Origin of the sequence: Candidatus Pelagadaptatus aseana (genome assembly GCF_040362265.1) — a bacterium.
GTDB classification, from domain to species: Bacteria; Pseudomonadota; Gammaproteobacteria; order Pseudomonadales; family Cellvibrionaceae; genus Pelagadaptatus; species Pelagadaptatus aseana.
In genome coordinates, this window is record NZ_BAABNJ010000009.1 from 23,249 (window position 1) to 42,129 (window position 18,881).

The 18,881-nt window shown below is 54.5% G+C and carries 16 protein-coding genes and 1 pseudogene; 2 read left to right on the top strand and 15 right to left on the bottom strand.

The annotated features are described in order from the left end of the window. The first annotated feature begins 2 nt into the window (after positions 1-2). Complete coding sequence (locus ACPXV9_RS13555; protein WP_423898076.1) at positions 3-737, top strand: glycerophosphodiester phosphodiesterase; 735 nt, start codon at positions 3-5, stop codon at positions 735-737. A 3-nt stretch (positions 738-740) separates the two neighbouring features. Here ACPXV9_RS13555 and ACPXV9_RS13560 read toward each other — a convergent pair whose 3' ends face one another. Then, positions 741-2,795 (bottom strand): thioredoxin domain-containing protein, encoded by a 2,055-nt coding sequence (locus ACPXV9_RS13560; RefSeq protein WP_423898079.1) that lies wholly within the window; start codon positions 2,793-2,795, stop codon positions 741-743. 49 nt (positions 2,796-2,844) lie between these two features. Then, positions 2,845-3,330 (bottom strand): GNAT family N-acetyltransferase, encoded by a 486-nt coding sequence (locus ACPXV9_RS13565; RefSeq protein ID WP_423898082.1) that lies wholly within the window; start codon positions 3,328-3,330, stop codon positions 2,845-2,847. A gap of 239 nt (positions 3,331-3,569) precedes the next feature. On the opposite strand from ACPXV9_RS13565, the pseudogene mqo reads away from it, so the two are divergent. Then, positions 3,570-5,054, top strand: a pseudogene (gene mqo, locus ACPXV9_RS13570) (malate dehydrogenase (quinone)); the annotation flags it as partial. A gap of 48 nt (positions 5,055-5,102) precedes the next feature. Here the strand turns inward: mqo and lipA are convergent. The 13 genes from lipA to ACPXV9_RS13635 form a co-directional block, all read right to left on the bottom strand. Then, positions 5,103-6,086, bottom strand: a complete 984-nt coding sequence (gene lipA / locus ACPXV9_RS13575) for a lipoyl synthase (RefSeq protein ID WP_423898083.1) — start codon at positions 6,084-6,086, stop codon at positions 5,103-5,105. 18 nt (positions 6,087-6,104) lie between these two features. Continuing rightward, the gene (gene lipB / locus ACPXV9_RS13580) at positions 6,105-6,788 is read right to left on the bottom strand and encodes a lipoyl(octanoyl) transferase LipB (protein ID WP_423898085.1); all 684 of its coding nucleotides are present in this window, start codon (positions 6,786-6,788) and stop codon (positions 6,105-6,107) included. A gap of 1 nt (position 6,789) precedes the next feature. After that, positions 6,790-7,089: a YbeD family protein gene (locus ACPXV9_RS13585; protein WP_423898088.1), complete on the bottom strand. Its 300-nt coding sequence runs from the start codon at positions 7,087-7,089 to the stop codon at positions 6,790-6,792. Positions 7,090-7,104: 15 nt separating this feature from the next. After that, positions 7,105-8,265 (bottom strand): D-alanyl-D-alanine carboxypeptidase family protein, encoded by a 1,161-nt coding sequence (locus ACPXV9_RS13590; RefSeq protein WP_423898091.1) that lies wholly within the window; start codon positions 8,263-8,265, stop codon positions 7,105-7,107. Positions 8,266-8,393: 128 nt separating this feature from the next. Further along, positions 8,394-9,248 carry a septal ring lytic transglycosylase RlpA family protein gene (locus tag ACPXV9_RS13595; RefSeq protein WP_423898092.1) on the bottom strand — a complete coding sequence of 285 codons (855 nt, stop codon included), beginning with the start codon at positions 9,246-9,248 and terminating at the stop codon, positions 8,394-8,396. A 19-nt stretch (positions 9,249-9,267) separates the two neighbouring features. Continuing rightward, complete coding sequence (gene mltB / locus ACPXV9_RS13600; protein ID WP_423898095.1) at positions 9,268-10,317, bottom strand: lytic murein transglycosylase B; 1,050 nt, start codon at positions 10,315-10,317, stop codon at positions 9,268-9,270. Positions 10,318-10,387: 70 nt separating this feature from the next. Continuing rightward, complete coding sequence (gene rodA / locus ACPXV9_RS13605) at positions 10,388-11,506, bottom strand: rod shape-determining protein RodA (protein ID WP_423898341.1); 1,119 nt, start codon at positions 11,504-11,506, stop codon at positions 10,388-10,390. A 19-nt stretch (positions 11,507-11,525) separates the two neighbouring features. Further along, complete coding sequence (gene mrdA / locus ACPXV9_RS13610) at positions 11,526-13,397, bottom strand: penicillin-binding protein 2 (protein WP_423898097.1); 1,872 nt, start codon at positions 13,395-13,397, stop codon at positions 11,526-11,528. A gap of 38 nt (positions 13,398-13,435) precedes the next feature. After that, a complete protein-coding gene (rlmH, locus tag ACPXV9_RS13615) occupies positions 13,436-13,903 on the bottom strand; it encodes a 23S rRNA (pseudouridine(1915)-N(3))-methyltransferase RlmH (protein ID WP_423898099.1) in 468 nt (155 codons plus the stop codon). A 26-nt stretch (positions 13,904-13,929) separates the two neighbouring features. Beyond that, the gene (gene rsfS / locus ACPXV9_RS13620; protein ID WP_423898102.1) at positions 13,930-14,274 is read right to left on the bottom strand and encodes a ribosome silencing factor; all 345 of its coding nucleotides are present in this window, start codon (positions 14,272-14,274) and stop codon (positions 13,930-13,932) included. Then, on the bottom strand, positions 14,259-14,954 hold the full coding sequence (gene nadD / locus ACPXV9_RS13625) for a nicotinate-nucleotide adenylyltransferase (protein WP_423898105.1): 696 nt from the start codon (positions 14,952-14,954) through the stop codon (positions 14,259-14,261). Before nadD ends, rsfS begins: the two co-directional genes overlap by 16 nt. 6 nt (positions 14,955-14,960) lie before the next feature. Continuing rightward, positions 14,961-16,214: a glutamate-5-semialdehyde dehydrogenase gene (locus ACPXV9_RS13630; protein ID WP_423898107.1), complete on the bottom strand. Its 1,254-nt coding sequence runs from the start codon at positions 16,212-16,214 to the stop codon at positions 14,961-14,963. A gap of 34 nt (positions 16,215-16,248) precedes the next feature. Continuing rightward, on the bottom strand, positions 16,249-18,834 hold the full coding sequence (locus ACPXV9_RS13635; RefSeq protein ID WP_423898109.1) for an efflux RND transporter permease subunit: 2,586 nt from the start codon (positions 18,832-18,834) through the stop codon (positions 16,249-16,251). Positions 18,835-18,881 lie beyond the last annotated feature (47 nt).

Here is an 18,881-nt window from a genome sequence, read left to right on the forward strand (position 1 = left end):
TTATGGATTCAATCATTTTACCCAAGCCTCTGTACTGTATTGCCCATCGCGGTGGCGTTGGCAACCACACAGAGAACACACTGGCGGCCCTGCAACAATGCCTGACATTGCCGGTTGATGCGATTGAAATAGACACCTGGCAAATTGGTGGTGAACTGCTGATTACCCATGATCGGAGACTGGGGCGCACTCTGCCCGGCCAGGGTCGACTGATCGATCATCACCCTGAGTATCTGCGCAATCTGGAAATGGCCTGCGGCAACAAAATAGCCAGTCTGCATGACATCCTGCAACTGGTCGGTAACAAGGCCACCCTGAACATCGAATTAAAAGGCCCGGGCTGCAGTGAACCGGTTGCCGAGCTACTCGAAGCGTTCGTTCGCGACACCGGCGCCAGCTTCGACAACTACGTTATTTCCAGCTTTGACCAGCATCAGTTGTTTGATTTTAAACAGCGCCTGCCACAGGTAAAGCGGGGCGTTCTGGTTGAAGGTATCCCGTTACACTATGCCCAGTGTTGCGACGAACTGGAAGCTTACTCCTTCCACCCCAATGTCAATTTCATCAATCGCGATCTGGTGGACGACGCCCATAACCGGGGTCTTCAGGTGTGGGTTTATACCGTTAATGAAATAGACGACCTGTGCCATATGAGCGAACTGGGGGTAGACGGCGTGTTCACGGATCACCCACAGAAATTATTGGATTTAAACCAGCTCTCACAAAACCAGAAATAGCCGTTAACCGCCAGCCCCAACCAGTCTCGAAAGCTCCGTAACAACACCAATACGAGATTTGAGGGTGGCCACATGCTGATCGCCAAAGCACACTACTGCATCACCGGCTTCCACCCCCAGGATGCAGGGTGGCTGCACCTCCGTCCAGAAAGGAATCCGGAAACTCAGTACCCGGCTGGAAAAGTGCGAGCGGATATCCTCCTGCCAATTCATCATATCGCCACCGTCTACCAGCAATACCTGCGGCAGCGGCTTGAGATATTCCTCCCAGGCCTGAACCAGGGTCAGATGATTTTCAGGCAACTGCTGCATGGCCCGGTACCCCGCCAGCAGCGTATTGTGAGCCACCTCCTGATAGCGGGGCTCGGCTGCCAGCACAGACAACCGCAGAAAAACTTTGGCGGCCACAGCGTTGGGGGCGGGCATAATGGTATCGGCAAACGGCTTGCTGCGATAAATCAACGACTCATGATCATGGGGCGTATAAAAAAAGCCGCCGTGCTCTTCATCTTCAAAACGCGACAGCAGCGATTCTGCCAAGGCATTCAAAAACTGAAAGTCTTCATCCCGCCACTGCACTTGCAACAGCTCCAGCAGCGCATCCATCAGGTACACGTAGTCATCGAGAAAAGCGTGCCCCTTGGCCTGCCCTTTTTGCCAGCTGCCAAACAAGCGCTGATTCATCCACAGATTCTTGCGAATAAAGTTTGCTGTTTGCTGCGCCAGTACCAGATTTTTTTTATCACCAGATACCCTAGCGAGAATGGCAAAACCTTTGATCGCCATGGCATTCCAGCCGGTCAGGATTTTATGATCGATGCGCGGCCAGCTTTTCTCGGCGCGCATGGCTTCAATTTTTTCCCGACCACTGCGATATAAATCCAGAGCACTGTCACGGGTCAGCATCAATTTACGAGCCGCCGCCAGATCCATCTGCTGAGCAAAGTGCCAACCGCCTTCAAACGGCGATTCTCCCTGCAAACCGAACATCAACTGAAACAACTCGAATTCATCACCGGTCAGATGATGTTTGATCTCTTCTCTGGAAGAAAGATAGAAGCCTCCCTCGCGATCACCTGAATCGGCATCCAGAGCGCTAAAAAAAGCCCCGTACTCGGACAACATAAACTGGCGCATCCAGCGCTGGATACCAAACAACGCACTTTTATACAGTGGGTTGCGATTTATTTCCCAGGCGTTGGCAAACACATCCATCAGCAAGGCATTGTCGTAGAGCATCTTTTCAAAATGCGGCACACTCCAGGCTGCATCACTGCAATAGCGAAAGAAGCCACCACCAATGCGATCATTGATCCCCCGTTCAGCCATGGCTTTAAGGGTAAAGTGCAAATGATAACTGTCTTCTTCTGAAGCCTTCTGACGGGCCACAGAGGACAACAGAAACTGCAGATTAACCGGCATCACAAACTTAGGCTGAGAACCAAAACCACCGTTGATCTCATCCTTTTGCAACATAAGTCGCTCGAGAGCGTCCGCCCAAAAAGAATGATGACCATCATCATCTGGGGCAGGTAGCGGTCTGGCCATGTGATTGAAACTTTCTTCAACCTGATTAACCAGCTTGGCAAAGTCGTCTTTTTTATTGTGAAAGTAGTTAAGCAAGCGCGGCAGTAAATCGGCAAACCCCAGCTGCTCACCCTGACTGTGCCGGGGGTAATAGGTGCCGACAAAAAAAGGCAGCTGTGTTTCCGGACACAGAAATGCATGCAGAGGCCAACCACCGGATCGGCCATTCAACATCTGGTGCGCCAACTGGTAAATCTGATCGAGGTCGGGACGCTCCTCGCGATCCACTTTAATATTGATAAAGTTATCGTTCATCTGTTGCGCCAGCACTTCATCTTCGAAGCTTTCACGCGACATGGTCTGACACCAATGGCAGGTTGAGTAGCCAATGGACAGAAGGATAGGTTTACCCTGTTTTCGGGCAAGCTCAAGAGTCTCAGGCGACCAGGTTTGCCAGGCCACCTGTTGTTTGCGGTGTAATTGCAAATAGGGGCTGCTTTCGCGACTCAGCCTATTCTGCAATGCATTCATGCGTGCCAATCCTCAGGGCAATCCCAAAAGACGTCCATGCAGAAGGCGTTTAACCACACGCCTTTTGATTACGCGCCTCATCCAGTGTGCGCGTCATGATTGTGGCAGGCCGACCAGCCAATCGATGCTGTCGCAAGCTATGCCACCCCAGTTTTTTATAATAATTTTCCTGATCGTGAGTATAGAGAAAGAGTTTTTCGACGCCCTGTCGAGCGGCCTCCGCCTCTGCACCCGCAACCAGTCTGGAACCGACTCCCTTGAGACGCAGCTCCGGCACAACGTACATATTGGCCAGCCAGACACTGGCAGGATAACCTCCCAGCCGCTGATATCGGACCAAGCTTACAGAGCCTACGGCACAATCACCGCTCAAGGCAACCAGCGTGGTGGGAATGGCCTCAGTCTCCAGATGAGTGGTTAACTGGCGGGTGCGCTCGGACAGATCCTGCTGCTGCCACTCCAGTTGATGCCAGCTGGCTATTGTCGCCAACCGCTCCCGGCAACAACGCAGATCCAGCAGGCGCAGCGACGCCAAAACACTCGATCCAGCCCCCTCTCCAACAGCCAAAACACACCTCAAATCGTCCAGAAAATAACTCAGACTACCCCAAAAACAGCCCCTGTATCGACATTTTGCGACATATTCGAGTTTGCTGACGACCAATAGACAAATAAACCATTGCCCCCGTTCATCAGACCAGTAGAATCGCGCCCCCAATTATTTTTAAGCCCTGAAACGCACTTTTTGAGCGTTTTAGACAAACAGAGAGCAATTTTATGGCAACTCAAACCGTTGATGTGCTATTGGTCGGGTCCGGAGCCATGAGCTCCACACTGGCCATGTTACTAAAAGAACTTGACCCCGACCTTTCCATCGCCATGGTCGAAAAACTCGACAGTGTCGCCAATGAGAGTACCAATGGCTGGAACAATGCCGGCACCGGACACGCAGCCTACTGCGAGTTGAATTACACCCCGGAAGACAAGCAGGGCAATATCGATATCAGCAAGGCCATCGGCATCAACAAGGCGTTTGAAGTCAGCCTGCAATTCTGGTCCCATCTGGTCGAGCAGGGCGTGATTGCCGACAGCAAATCTTTTATCAATCGCACCCCCCACAAGAGCTTTGTCTGGGGGCGTGAAAATGTCGAGTTTTTGCGCAAACGCTACGAGCTGATGAGCCAGCACCACCTGTTCAAGGGCATGCAATTCAGTGACGACCCCGACACCATTGCCAAGTGGATGCCACTGGTCATGGAGAACCGCCAATCCGATGAAGCCGTGGCTGCCACCAAGGTGGAGCACGGCTCGGACGTCAACTTTGGCGCCCTCGCTCGCCAGCTGGTGGGCAATCTGCAACGCCGGGGCAGCTTCGATCTGATTCTCAACCACGCCGTAGTCAATCTCAAAGCCGCTCCCGGTGGCTGGACCCTGCTGCTAAAAGATCAGAACACCGGCAGAACCCGCCCGATCCGCTCGCGTTTTGTGTTTCTGGGTGCCGGCGGCGGCGCCTTCCCACTGCTGCAGAAATCACGCATCCCGGAAGGCAAAGGCTACGCCGGCTTTCCGGTTGCCGGGCAATGGCTGGTCTGCAACAAACAACAAGTGGTCACCCAACATCTGGCCAAGGTCTACGGTAAAGCGGCTATCGGAGCGCCTCCGATGTCGGTCCCACATTTGGATACCCGCGTTATCGATGGCAAGAAGGCGCTCTTATTTGGTCCTTTCGCTGGCTTTACCACCAAGTTCCTAAAAGAGGGATCGAAAATGGACATGCCCAAGTCCATCAAGCGCAACAACCTCAAACCCATGTTGCAGGTGGGCGCCAAAAACATGGGGCTGACCAAATACCTGATCAGCGAGGCCATGCAATCAAACAAGTCGCGCATGAAAGCCCTGCGCGAATACTACCCGGGCGCCAAAGACGAGGACTGGCAACTGGCCCGCGCCGGCAAGCGGGTTCAAATCATCAAGAAAGACGAGAAAGGCAAGGGCAAACTGGAATTCGGCACCGAAATTGTCGCCAGTCAGGATGGTACTCTGGCGGCCTTGCTGGGCGCCTCACCAGGCGCCTCTACGGCCACTCAAACCATGATCAGAGTGGTGGAGCACTGCTTTAAAGATCGTTTGGAAAATGGCGACTGGAAAGACAAACTAAAGCAGATCATTCCCTCGTACGGCGAAGATCTGGCAACGGACGCTGAGCTCACCGCCAGCATTCGCCAGCGCACGCTATCGACACTGGGTCTGCAGTCCTAAGCCCACGGGGCCGGCCTGACCGGCCCTCAACACAGTAATAACGTCCGGTTACTTGACCGTCTCACCGTGTGCCTGTTTGTCTGCGTGGTAAGACGATCTCACCAGCGGTCCACAGGCCGCGTGGACAAACCCCAGCTCATTGGCGAGCTGGGTGTATTCCTCAAATTCATCCGGGTGTACATAACGCTCAACCGGCAGATGATCGCGAGAGGGCTGCAGATACTGACCAATGGTCAGCATGTCGATGTCGTGCTCTCGCATATCCCGCAGCACCTCGAAGATTTCCTCTTTGGTCTCACCCAAGCCAACCATCAGGCCGGACTTGGTCAACACATCGGGGCGGCGCTTTTTGTATTCCTGCAGCAGTTTCAGTGACCACTTGTAATTGGCCCCGGGGCGGGACTGGCGATACAGCCGCGGCACCGTTTCCAGATTGTGGTTAAACACATTGGGCGCCTCGTTTTCCAGAATATCCAAAGCAACATCCATGCGCCCGCGAAAATCCGGGGTGAGAATTTCCACTTCCAGATTCGGTGACAGGGCTCGGGCTTCGCGAATGCAATCGGCAAAGTGCTGGGCACCGCCATCACGCAGATCATCGCGATCAACCGAGGTGATCACCACGTACTTGAGACGCATATCGGCAATGGCACGAGCCAGATTGGCGGGCTCTTCAACATCCAGCGGCAGCGGCTTACCATGGCCGACATCGCAGAAAGGACAGCGGCGGGTACAGATCTCACCCATGATCATAAAGGTGGCCGTACCACCACTGAAGCACTCCCCCAGATTGGGACAGGAGGCCTCTTCGCACACAGTTGCCAGACCATTTTTCCGCAGCAACTTTTTAATGCGATCCACTTCGGGTGAAGCCGGAACTCGCACTCGAATCCAGTCGGGCTTGCGCTGCAACTGGTCGGTTTGAATGACCTTGACAGGAATCCGCTCAACCTTGTCGGCATCGCGCAACTTTTCACCCTGCTTGATGCGACGGGTGCGTTTTACCGGCTCAAATTCGGAATCCGTGGTCATACTCATTACTCACATCATTTACAGATAGGGGGCCAGCACATCGGCCGGATTCGACACCTCTTCGATGCCGCTAATACCCAGTTCGCGTGCCAGCTCTGGCACCAGAATCTCTTGCACGGCGTCAACGGCAACGGCTCTGGGATCCTCACTGAGATCCGCTGTCCGCACCATTTTCAGGCTTTGATAACCACAGGGATTAATGCGCTGAAACGGCTCCAGATCCATGTCCACATTGATACTCAGGCCGTGAAAACTCTTGCCTTTACGAATCCGGAATCCCAAAGAAGCCACTTTATCGCCATCGACATAGACGCCGGGCGCATCGGGCTTGGGGAAGGCGCTGATGCCGAGTTCCGCCAGACAGGCGACGATGGCATTTTCGGTGGCGGTGATCAGATCCCGCACACCGATACCCAAACGCCGCAGATCAATCAAAGGGTAGAGCACCAACTGTCCCGGGCCGTGATAGGTCACCTGACCTCCACGATCCACCTGCACCACAGGTATATCGCCCGGCATCAGCACATGTTCGGCTTTACCCGCTTGCCCCTGAGTAAACACCCGGGGGTGCTGAACGACCCAGAACTGATCAGGACTGTCCTGATCGCGCTGGTCCGTATAGTCGGCCATGGCACGCCATACGGGTTCATAGGGCTGTAAACCCAGATTTCGAACTTCAACCGAGCCTTGGGGTTCGGTCATCTCAAAGCACCATCTTGGTTTTGCTGTTGGCACGCAGCTCGTTGTGCAGCGCTTCCAGCTGATCGACCCCGGTTGCCGTGATAAAAAAAGTGATGGATTGAAAGCTGCCATTACGGCTCTCTTTAATCCCCACCTTGGCCGGATCGAAACCCGGTGCGTGGCGCTGCATCACATCGATGACGAATTGATAATACTCATCGCCCGCCTCCCCCATTACCTTGATTGGGTAATCGGGGCAGGGAAATTCAATTTTGGGGGGTTCCGGCTGACCCGGAGCACTGGTATTTGAATTGTTTGACATCGCTATAACCCACCTTTAGCCGGCAAACATCTGCGAAAAGAACAACTTGATGGCATCCCACAGGCGGGCAAAGAAACCCGCCTGCTCTACCGCATTCAACGCCACCAGAGGCTGTTTCGCGACCACTTCCTCGCCCAGGCGAATCTCAAGTTCACCCAGCACCTTGCCAACCGGTACCGGCGCCTTAATCACTTCATCCACCAGCATGGAAGCCTGCAGCTGTTTCTCCGCGCCGCGGGGGATGGTCAGCAGCAGATCGTTTTCTATACCCAGACTCACCTGATTGGTTTGGCCAGCCCAGACCCGGGAACTGTCCAGCTCTTCCCCTCCGGCGTAGACCGTGCGAGTCTGATAGAAACGGAAACCATAGGTGAGCAGTTTTTGCGATTCCGCCGCCCGGGCCGCTTCAGAACGGGTGCCCATGACCACGGCAATCAAACGCATGCCGTTTTTCTTGGCAGAAGACACCAGACAGAAACCCGCCTCATCGGTGTGGCCGGTTTTGATGCCGTCGACACTCTTGTCACGGAACAACAATTTGTTGCGGTTAGGCTGATTGATGCCGTTGTATTTGAAATACTTTTCCGAATAGAGCTTGTAAAAGCTGGGGTGATCGTTGATCAATGCCTGAGCCAACAACGACAGATCGCGAGCGGAGGTTACATGCCCTTCCGCTGGCCAGCCCGTGGCATTGTGGTACAGGGTATCGTTCATGCCCAACAGTGCAGCCTGCTGATTCATAACATCCACAAACGCATCTTCACTGCCCGCCACATGCTCGGCCAAGGCCACACTGGCATCGTTGCCCGACTGAATGATCATGCCTCTCAGTAGGTCCTTAACCGCAACTCGGGTGCCCTCACGGATAAACATCTTGGAGCCACCCATACGCCAAGCTTTGACACTGACATCCACCAGATCATCTTCCTGCAAATTGCCACGGGAAATCTCCGAGAAGACGATATAGGCCGTCATCATCTTGGTGAGACTGGCCGGAGGTAGCTGCTGATCGGCGTTATTCTCTACCAGTACTTTACCGGTATCGGCATCGAGCAACAGATAAGCGGTAGATGCCAGCTGCGGCGGAGCAGGAATAATAACCTGAGATGCTTGCGCCGAAACAGCGACAAACCACGTCAAAGCCACAAGGAAAACGCGAGAAAAGATTGTTTGCATTGAATTCACTGTTAAACCAATAAGTTGGGGTACATCAATAAGGACGCCAGTTTACCAGTGACCGCACCATGGGTGAACCATGAGTCGCGACTGTCAGAGCACTCTGGTCCGTTTATTTGTTCATATCGTTATTCGTAAACAACATGAGGCACGGGCAATTGATTTTCTGCCAGCAACTGACGCAACCGGATAATCACCTGATTGTCGGTAACCGGGCCCAATCGCACCCGAAACAGGCTATCGCTGACCGTCTCGGTGACGGTGACCGGTACCGAAGTCAGCTGACTAATACGCTGCTGCACCGACTCCGCCCCCTGACGACTGGAAAACGCCCCTGCCTGCAGATAGGTATTGGCCGGCAATCGATAAACGGGTTGGGTGTTAACCGGCTTGCCGCTTTCTGGCGGTGACAGTTTGACGGTGGGTCTCTGTATTGGTTCCGGGCTGACCGCAACTGATTGTGGTGGCTGATCACCCGGCCCCACGGTTTCTACCCGAACCTGTGCGGTACCCTGCTGGGCAAACCCCAGCTTGGAAGCCGCCGCATAGGTCAGATCAATAATACGGCCACCATGAAAGGGACCACGGTCATTGACGCGCACGACCACCTGACGGCCGTTCGCCAGATTGGTCACCCGCACATAGGAGGGAATCGGCAAGCTTTTGTGGGCCGCTGTCATTCCGTACATGTCGTAAACCTCCCCATTGGAGGTACGCCGGCCATGAAATTTTTTGCCGTACCAGGAGGCGCCACCCACTTCGTTATAGCCTTGCGACGATGGCAATACCGTGTAGGTTTTGCCAAGCACCGTGTAGGGCGACTTATTGCCGGCTTTGGTTCTGACTTCAGCACGAGGAACCGCATCGGGGACATGGGACATATCCACCGGCCTAGTCGGGCCACTGTCTTTGATGTCACCGCCACCCACACAGCCAGTCAGTACCACCGCCAGCAGAGTCCAAAATCCGAATCGCACGCTCATAATCTGCACCCTGACCTGCTCAGACTTCTGCCGCCGCCTTGGCTGCGGCAATTTGCTGACTGAGCTGATGCACCGCCATAGCGTATTTGATACTGGTGTTATAGCGGGTAATCACATAAAAATTATTGAATCCCATCCAGAACTCAGCGCCCTTTTTACCCTGAAGCTTGATCGCGCCGGCCAGCAACGTGGACTCCACTTGCTGTACCGGGGTGTAACCTTTTTCAGCGAGATCTGCCACGGTCAAACCGGCGGCCTTGCGCTTGCTGCGAGACAGATTCAACACCGACTTGTCGTAACCCTTGGCAACCCGATTGCGGCTGGTAACCGGTTCGCCCGCACGCCAACCGTGCTCCAGAAAATAGTTGGCCACACTGCCAATGGCATCGCGCTTATTCTCCCAGATATCGGTAAAGCCATCGCCATCAAAATCGGTGGCGTAGCGACGATAACTCGACGGCATAAACTGGCCATAACCCATAGCACCAGCGTAGGAGCCCTTCAATGTCAGAGGGTCTCGCTGCTGCTCACGCGCCAGTAACAGGAAGTGCTCCAGCTCTTTGGTAAAAAAGGTTTTGCGGCGCTCCACATATTTTTTGTTATCCTGATCCGGATAATCAAACGCCAGTGTCGCCAGCGCATCCATTACTCGCCAACTGCCCTTATTGCCGCCGTAGTTGGTCTCAACACCGATAATGGCGACGATCATTTCCGCCGGCACGCCAAACTGTTTTTCAGCCGCGGCGAGTGCCTCGCTGTTTTCCTGCCAGAATTTCACGCCCTTACGAATGCGTTGCGGCTTGATAAAAATGTCCTGGTATTCGCCCCAGTTTTTGGTCTTTTCGGCCGGACGGGACATGGCATCAATAATGCGCTGCTTCTTTTGCACCTGATCAAACTGCTGCTGCAGTTGCTGCCGATCAAACTGATGGCGCACCACCATGTCATCGATAAAGGTTTTTATTTCGGGTCTGTCACCATAACTTTCCGCCGCTGCCACCACTGGCAGCAATAACACCATGGCCGCACTCAAACCACGCAACCAATCAACAGATACCCCGTACTTCATAACTTCCCCCAAGGTGGCCACTAGCGCGACGTCACCTGACTCCTTGAACAACTAAAACCAATAAACGCAATCAGATCGTTACTCTGCGACGTTCCGTACTGACCGCCATCAAGATACCAAACCCCATCATCAAGGTGACAATGGACGTTCCCCCATGGCTGACCAGTGGCAGAGGCACCCCCACCACCGGCAACAATCCTGTCACCATACCAATATTTACGAAAATATAGATAAAAAAGGTGAAAGTAATGCTGCCAGCCAGCAATCGCCCAAATGTAGTCTGGGCGTTGCCCGCAATCCATAGACCACGTCCCAAAATCAGAATATACAGGGTCATCAATAACAGCACCCCCCGCAACCCGAACTCCTCGGCCAGAACCGCAATGATAAAATCCGTGTGGCTTTCCGGCAGAAAGTTGAGCTGTGACTGGGTACCATTGAGCCAACCCTTGCCATCAAAACCGCCAGAGCCAATGGCAGTCTTGGACTGGATAATATTCCAGCCGGCACCCAGTTTGTCCTCCTCGGGATTCAGCAACGTCAAAATCCGTTGCCGCTGGTAATCGTGCAAACCGAACTGCCACATTGGCCAGGCACTGGCCACCACCAGCCCCACCGCCGAAAAAATATATTTCCAGGACAGCCCTGCAAAAAACAGTACCAGCAAGCCGGACGAGGCAATCAGCAGCGAGGTACCCAAATCCGGCTGCCTCATAATCAGCAGGGTCGGGACGCCGATCAGGGTCAGGGTCCAGAACACGTGCTTGAATCTCGGCGGCAAAATCCTGGCTGACAAGTAAGTGGTCACCATCAATGGAACCGCCAACTTGAGAATCTCTGAAGGCTGAAAGCGGAAACCGCCAAGACTCAACCAACGCTGCGCGCCCTTGGCCCCGACACCAAAGAACAGCACCATGATCAGCAAAAATACGCCGCCACCGTAAAACCAGACCGCCCAGGATTCCATGGTTTTGAGACGAAACTGCGCCACGGTAAACATCACGCCAAAGGCCAGAATAAAGAACATGATCTGGCGCTTCATATAGTAAATGTTCTGGCCGCTGGCGCTGTAGAGCACCAACAAACCAAAGCCACCGAGCAACAACAACAGCACCAGCAACGGCAGATCAATGTGCCAGCGCTGGGACAGACTGACAGGCTGGCGCAAATCGCGACTGGCCTCCGGCATTTGCCTTCTAAAGTCTGCGCTACTGCTCACTTGCTCTCTCCTCAGCCGAGGCCACAGAGGCCATGTAGGCGTCAATTACTTTACGGGCAACGGGAGCGGCAGAAGATGACCCTGACTCGCCATTTTCTACAATCACCGCCACCGCAATCTGTGGATCAGCGGCAGGCGCATAGGCGACAAACAAAGCATGATCACGCTGACGCTCAAGCAGTTTCTCGGAATCGTATTCCTCCTCCTGAGCAATACCCACCACCTGAGCCGTACCCGTTTTACCGGCCATCCGATAATTCATGCCGCGTCGCACCCCCTGAGCCGTGCCCTTGAGGCCGTGAACGACATTCACCATGGCACTGTGCACATGTTCCCAGTGCGACGGGTTAACCTGCGCTTCATGAGCCCTGCGCTTGGCGCTCAGCACCTGATCACCAACCTTGTACACCATTTTCGGAGCAATAAACTCGCCTTTGCGTGCCATGGTGGCCGTCATTACCGCCAGCTGTAATGGTGTCGCCAAAACATAGCCCTGACCCAACCCAACATTCAAACTGTCCCCGGGAAACCAGGGCAGGCGCCGCGACTCACGCTTCCACTGACGCGAAGGCCACAGGCCTTTTCGCTCGCTGGGAATATCGATACCCACCTTCTGTCCCAGACCAAAATGCACGCCAAATTCGTGCATCCGATCAATCCCCATCCGGAACGCCATATCGTAGTAATAGATATCACAGGACTGGGTAATGGCCTGTCGCAGATTGATGCGGCTACCGTGACCGCCCCTTTTCCAGTCCCGATACAGCCGCTCGTCACCCTCCAACTGGTAGTAACCGGGATCCGGCACGGAGTAGCGGTAGTCAACTACATTGTGGTGCAGCGCCCCAAGTCCCAGCATCGGCTTTAAGGTCGATCCCGGCGGGTACTGTCCCTGAATCGAGCGATTGTAGAGAGGCAAATCGAGAGATTCGTTCAGCGCTTTGTAATCCTTGTAACTGATGCCGGTCACAAACAGATTGGGGTTAAAGCTCGGGGTACTGGCCATGGCCAATACACCTCCGGTGGCCACTTCAATGGCAACCACTGAGCCGCGATTTTCACCCAGACTCTGATGCGCCATCTGTTGCACCTGACTGTCCAGATAGAGACGCAGATTGGCACCCGGCACCGGATCGATGCGCTCCAGCACTCGCAGCACCCGGCCCCGGGCGTTGGTCTCAACGTACTGATAACCCACCTCCCCCAGCAACTCGGCTTCATACTGTTTTTCCAGACCGATCTTGCCAATGGTGTAGGTGCCACTGTAGCGGCGATAGGTTTCCTCATCGAAACGCTCCAGCTCGCGGTCGTTAATGCGCCCCACATACCCCACGCTGTGAGCTAACAATTCCCCGGTCGGGTAATCTCGCACCAATTCGGCATCTACCTTGACCCCCGGCAACCGGTATTCATTTACGGCAACGCGGGCAATTTCCTCTTCGGTCAAGCGGAAGCGTAAAGGCACCGGCTCAAACGGGCGGCGTCGCTGCTTGAGGCGCTTGTTGAATTTTTCGATTTCACCGTCGCGAAAATTGATCAGGGTTTGCAGCACCAGCAACGCCTGATCCAGATCATCAACCTGTTCTTTAACAATGTTGAGCGTGTAACTGGGGCGATTATTGGCCAGCAGCTGGCCGTGGCGATCGTAAATCAAACCCCGGGTGGGGGGGATGGGTTGAACCTGTACCCGATTGCGATCCGACTGGGTTACATACTCGTCGTGATTGACGATTTGCAAATTGTAGAAGCGCACCAGCAACACCGACAACAGCAGCACAATCACCAACGCAGCAAAAATCAGCCGACGGGTAAAAATCCGGGCTTCGGTGTGGTGATCCTTAATGTGATGCAGTTCAGACATTCAGTTCAGATACTGGGACGCTGTCACGAGCGTTTTTATTATTTGTGGTAGGGATGATTATTGAGTATCGACCAGGCCCGATACAACTGTTCAATCAACACAATTCGCACCAGCGGGTGCGGCAAGGTCAGCGCCGACAACGACCACTTGTGGTCAGCCCGCTGCAAACAGTCGCGGGAAAGGCCGTCCGGGCCGCCAATCATCAGGGTAAAATTGCCGCCATCCATTGACCAGTCAGCCAGATTGGCCGCCAGTCGCTCGGTGCTCCAGGGCTTGCCGGTTACCTCCAGGGCAATCACCCGATCCCCCTTGGGAATTGCCGCCAAAATCTGCTCACTCTCTTTGGCGATGGCGCGCTCAACCGATTGATTCTTGCCTCTTGGCCCCAGGGGCAGTTCCACCAGATCGATCTGAAAATCACGAGGCAAACGCTTGCCATAGTCGTTCCAGCCCTCGGTGACCCAGCCGGGCATTTTGGTGCCCACGGCAATAATTTTAAATCGCATGGACTACCAACCTGTTCGGATAGGGATTAACTGTCGCCGGAGCGGGTACTGGGCTCGGTGCTCCAGAGCTTTTCAAGGTCGTAAAAATCACGGGTGGAGGGCATCATCACATGGACAACGGTATCGCCAAAGTCCACCAGCACCCACTCGCCACTGTCCATACCCTCTACCCCGATCGGTCGCTCACCCTTGTCCTTGAGTTCCTCGACCACGTTGGAGGCCAGTGATTTGACGTGACGATTGGAGGTACCACTGGCAATCACCAGGGTATCCATCACGTCGGACAGTTCGGTTACATCAAGGCTGACGATGTCATTGCCTTTCAGATCTTCCAGAGCTTCAACAGCCAAACGGCTTACTTCGGTAGACATGGGTTTTCGCTTTCTCCAGGAGCCCTGCGGTAGAGCCCGTTTTGTTCAATAAATTGCCGCACCGGTTCCGGCAGCAGGAATTGTACGCTATTTCCGCTCGCAACTCTCTGTCGAATATCGGTTGCGGATATTTGCAGCAGACTTAACGGCTGAATCACCACCGCACCACAAGGCCGGCGATGTAACACGTCGGTATCGGCCCGATGCTGCTGCAACCAGTCAGCCACCTCTCCGCTCTGTGGCAACTGCCATCCCGGACGCGCCACCACCACCAAATGGGCATAATCCAGCAACTCCCGCCAGCGATGCCAACTGCCGATATTGACCAGGGAATCCATGCCCACACACCAGCTGATTGAGGCAGCATCACCCAGCTCGTCGCGCAACTGTTGCAAGGTGTCGATGCTGTAGGACAGGCTATCGCGCTCCAGCTCGCGGGGATCAAGCTGCAGGCCGGGGCACTGCTCCAACGCCAAAGACACCATCTGCGCCCTGACGCGATCATCACTGTGGGCTTGCCGATGAGGAGGCTGATGACAGGGCACCAGCGCAAACTGATCGAAACCAAGGGTTTCCTGCAACTCAATGGCCATCCGCAGATGGCCATTGTGAATGGGGTCGAAGGTGCCGCCAAAGTAACCGTAAACGCCGCGAATGACGCCCTGGAAAGACTGGCTCATCGGGGCTTATTCCCGAATCTGGCCATCGCCCAAGACGACATACTTCTGCGAGGTAAGCCCTTCCAACCCAACGGGGCCACGGGCATGAATTTTGTCAGTGGAGATACCGATCTCGGCACCCAATCCGTACTCAAAGCCATCGGCAAAACGGGTGGAAGCATTGACCACCACGGAGCTGGAATCCACCCGCGTCAGAAACGCCCGTGCGCGGCTGTAATCTTCCGTCACAATGGCTTCGGTATGACCCGAGCTGTAGCGATCGATGTGTTCAATGGCCATTTCCATATCATCCACAACCCGAATCGACAGCACGGGCGCCAGATACTCGGTAGACCAATCTTCTTCAGTGGCGGGCAACGCCTCGATAAACTGACGGGTGCGCTCACACCCACGCAGCTCAACGCCTTTCTCGCCATAGGCCTCAGCCAAACGCGGCAGGATATCGGCGGCCACTCCCCCGTGCACCAGCAGGGTCTCCATGGCATTGCAGACCCCATAGCGATGGGTTTTGGCGTTCAGGGCAATGGCAAACGCCTTGTCCTTATCGGCTCGGTCATCAATATAGACATGGCAGATGCCATCAAGGTGCTTGATCACGGCCACTTCCGCCTCGCGACTGATACGCTCAATCAGGCTTTTACCACCACGGGGAACAATGACATCGACAAACTGGGGCATGCGAATCAGCTCACCCACCGCCTCGCGATCGCTGGTTTCCACCACCTGTACCACCGCTTGCGGCAAACCAGCGGTCTCCAACCCCTGCTTGATGCACTCGGCAATGGCCTGATTGGAATGCAAGGCCTCACTGCCGCCTCGCAGAATCGTGGCATTGCCGGATTTCAGACACAGACTGGCCGCATCAATGGTCACATTGGGGCGGGATTCGTAGATGATACCCACAACACCCAGAGGCACACGCATCTTGCCGACGCGAATACCACTGGGGCGACTGTTCATGTCACTGATGGCGCCACAGGGATCGGGCAACGCCGCCACCTGATGCAAACCTTCGATCATGGCATCGATGCGATCGTCATTGATATCAAGACGGTCCAGCAGCGCCGCATCCAGCCCCTTGGCACGACCGTTTTCCAGATCAATTTTATTGGCTGCCAGCAGCTTGTCACGGGAGGCGTCCATGGCATCGGCAATGGCTGCCAGCGCCTTGTTCTTTTGCCCGGTTGAAGCCATGGCAATCACTCGCGAGGCCTTGCGCGCCTGCTCGCCCAATCGGGCCATATACTCTTTTACATTCATATCAAACAGCTTTTACTTACATTCATTTACATCGTTATACGTGTTGCAGCTCTTCGGGAACCTTTCCCGGCCCCAGCGGCTTGAACAACAAAATCAACCGCGGCAACAGGGTCAAAGCACCCAGAATCGCCGCCACCATGGCCAGCCCCGTCAACAAACCGAAATAGATGGACGGGATAAAATTCGACAGCGCCAGAATCGAGAAGCCCACCACAATAATCACCGAGGTGTAAAACATGGCGCGACCAATGGACGCGTGGGAGCGGTGCATCGCCTCGACGTAATCGTGATCGATGACAAACTCTTTCTTGAAGCGATGAATATAGTGAATCGTATCATCAACCCCGATACCAACGGTAATCGCGGCAATGGTAATGGTCATCATATCCAGCGGCACCCCGAACAGGCCCATGCCACCGAGCACTACGGCAGCCGCCAGCAGGTTGGGCACAATCGCCACCAGCGACAGGGATAGTGAGCGGAACAACACCATAAACATCAGCAGAATACCCAGAAACACCGCACCCAGGGTCACAATCTGCGAGGTAAACAGACTCTGCAGCATGTTGTTGTAAAGCACCAGCAAACCTGACAGCTTCACCTGCTCCTCGGCAAACCCCAGCTCGTTGACGATCTGGTGATGGATACGCTGTAGCAACTCCATTCGCTTCAGATCCGGATCCGTTTCTTTGACACGCATGGTGATTCGGGTCTGGTTGTACTCCTCCGACAGATAGGGCGCTACCAGCACATCATTGATCTCAGGCGGCAGGCTCTTCTTCATCAACGCCAGCTCAAAGTTATTCAGCCGCGCGCCATTGACGTCATTACCCACCTTGTAGGCCGTCGCCAGCGACTGCACCTTGCCCACTTCAGGCAAGGTATCCAGATAATCGTGAATGCGCTTGACCTGCTCCAAGCCGGACACAGTAAACCACACAGAGTCTTTGGCTTTGGCTTCCGGGTTCTGTTCCGAGAAGGGGTCGGCCTCACCGAATGGATCCGCTTCGGCAAACGGATCGGGCTCATCAAACGGATCCGCTTCACCGAACGGGTCGTCCTCATCAGCCACACCTTCGGCGGCATAATCAAACCCGTCGGACAGCTCCTGCGCATCCAGTGTGATGTCCAGAGTAATGGTGCCACCAAGATTTTTATCGATGGTTTCCATGCCCTGATAAATTTCCGTGGAGCTGTGAAAGTAATCAATAAACCGGTTTTCCACTTCCAGCTTGCTGATGCCATAGGCGCTCACCAGCGCAGCCAACAGACTCAACCACAACACCAGAGCATGGTGTTTCTCAATAAACCAGGCAAATTTCAGGGTGAAGACGTGGGAATTATCGCCCTTGTCTTTTGGCTCGCCTTTGGGCAGCACCATCAAGCCCGCAGGAATAATGATAAAGGCCAGAACCAGCGCCAGTGCCAGCCCCATACTCATCATCCAACCGAAATCGATCACCGGGCGGATATCACTCACCACCAGCGAAATAAAAGCCACCATGGTGGTCAAGGTGGTGTAGAGACACGGGCGCGCCATAAACCGCACCGTATTCATCACCAATTCCGACTGGGGTGCATCCGGGGTGGCGGCGTGATACTCGCGATAGCGCACCACCAAATGAATGGTGATCGCTAGGGAAATAATCAACAACAGCGACACAAAGTTTGATGAAATGACCGTCAGTCGCCAATCAACCCAGGCCAGCCCGCCAAGCATGATAATCACGGCACTGAAACAGGTCAGCAAAGGTAACACCACAAACCGCTTCTGGCGGAAGATCAACGCCATGATCGCCACCATAAAGACCAGAATGGCAATGCCAAATACCTTCAGGTCGTGCTCGATAAAACTCAACATATCGGAGGTGATCATGGTGGCACCGCCCACAAACAGCTCCGCTCGATCGCGGTAGCTGGCAACAATGCGGCGCACCTCTTCCACCCGCAGATGATCGCGGTCTGATAACGCGGTGCGATAATCGAGAAATTCTTTCGAAACCCGGTCCAGCTCCTGCTGTTCCGCCGCAGTCAAGCCGTGTTGGTTGCGCTTGGCGCGCAGGCTGTCGCGGTGGCGCACCATGCGAATGTAGTCTTCGTCGACTCGCAGATTGAGCATAATGGCGGTGGTCTGGCCATCGGGCCCCAGAATCATCTCTTCGTAAATGGGGCTCTCAAGGAACTCGCTCTTGGCGTCCTGCCAGTCCACCCCCTCAGTCAACAGGGTGCGGGGCTCGGTAATTTCGGTCAGGGAAACCTTGGGGCTGTAGAGCAGCGGGGCATCGAGCATCGACAATGTCGAGGTCACACCGTCGACCTGCGACAAATCCGCCACCAACGCCTGCATCAACTCGATGGAATCATCGGAAAACAGCTCATCATGAGGCTTAAAGGTGATAACCAGAAAATCGCCACTCTGGTAGCGCTTATTGACCTCGCGGAAGTAATCCAGATCGGTATCCGTCTCCAGAGTCAGCGAGTCTGCCGATGCATCGAGGCGAAAATTGGGCAATCCAGCCGCAAACGCCAACACCGTTACCGCCACCAGCGACAACGCCAACTTGGGGCGCTGAATCACCAATTGCTGATAAAGGGAAACCAACTTTTCAAAAACTGACATCTATCTCAGATCCTTGAGCACAAGCGCTAAAAAAGTCGGGCATTATG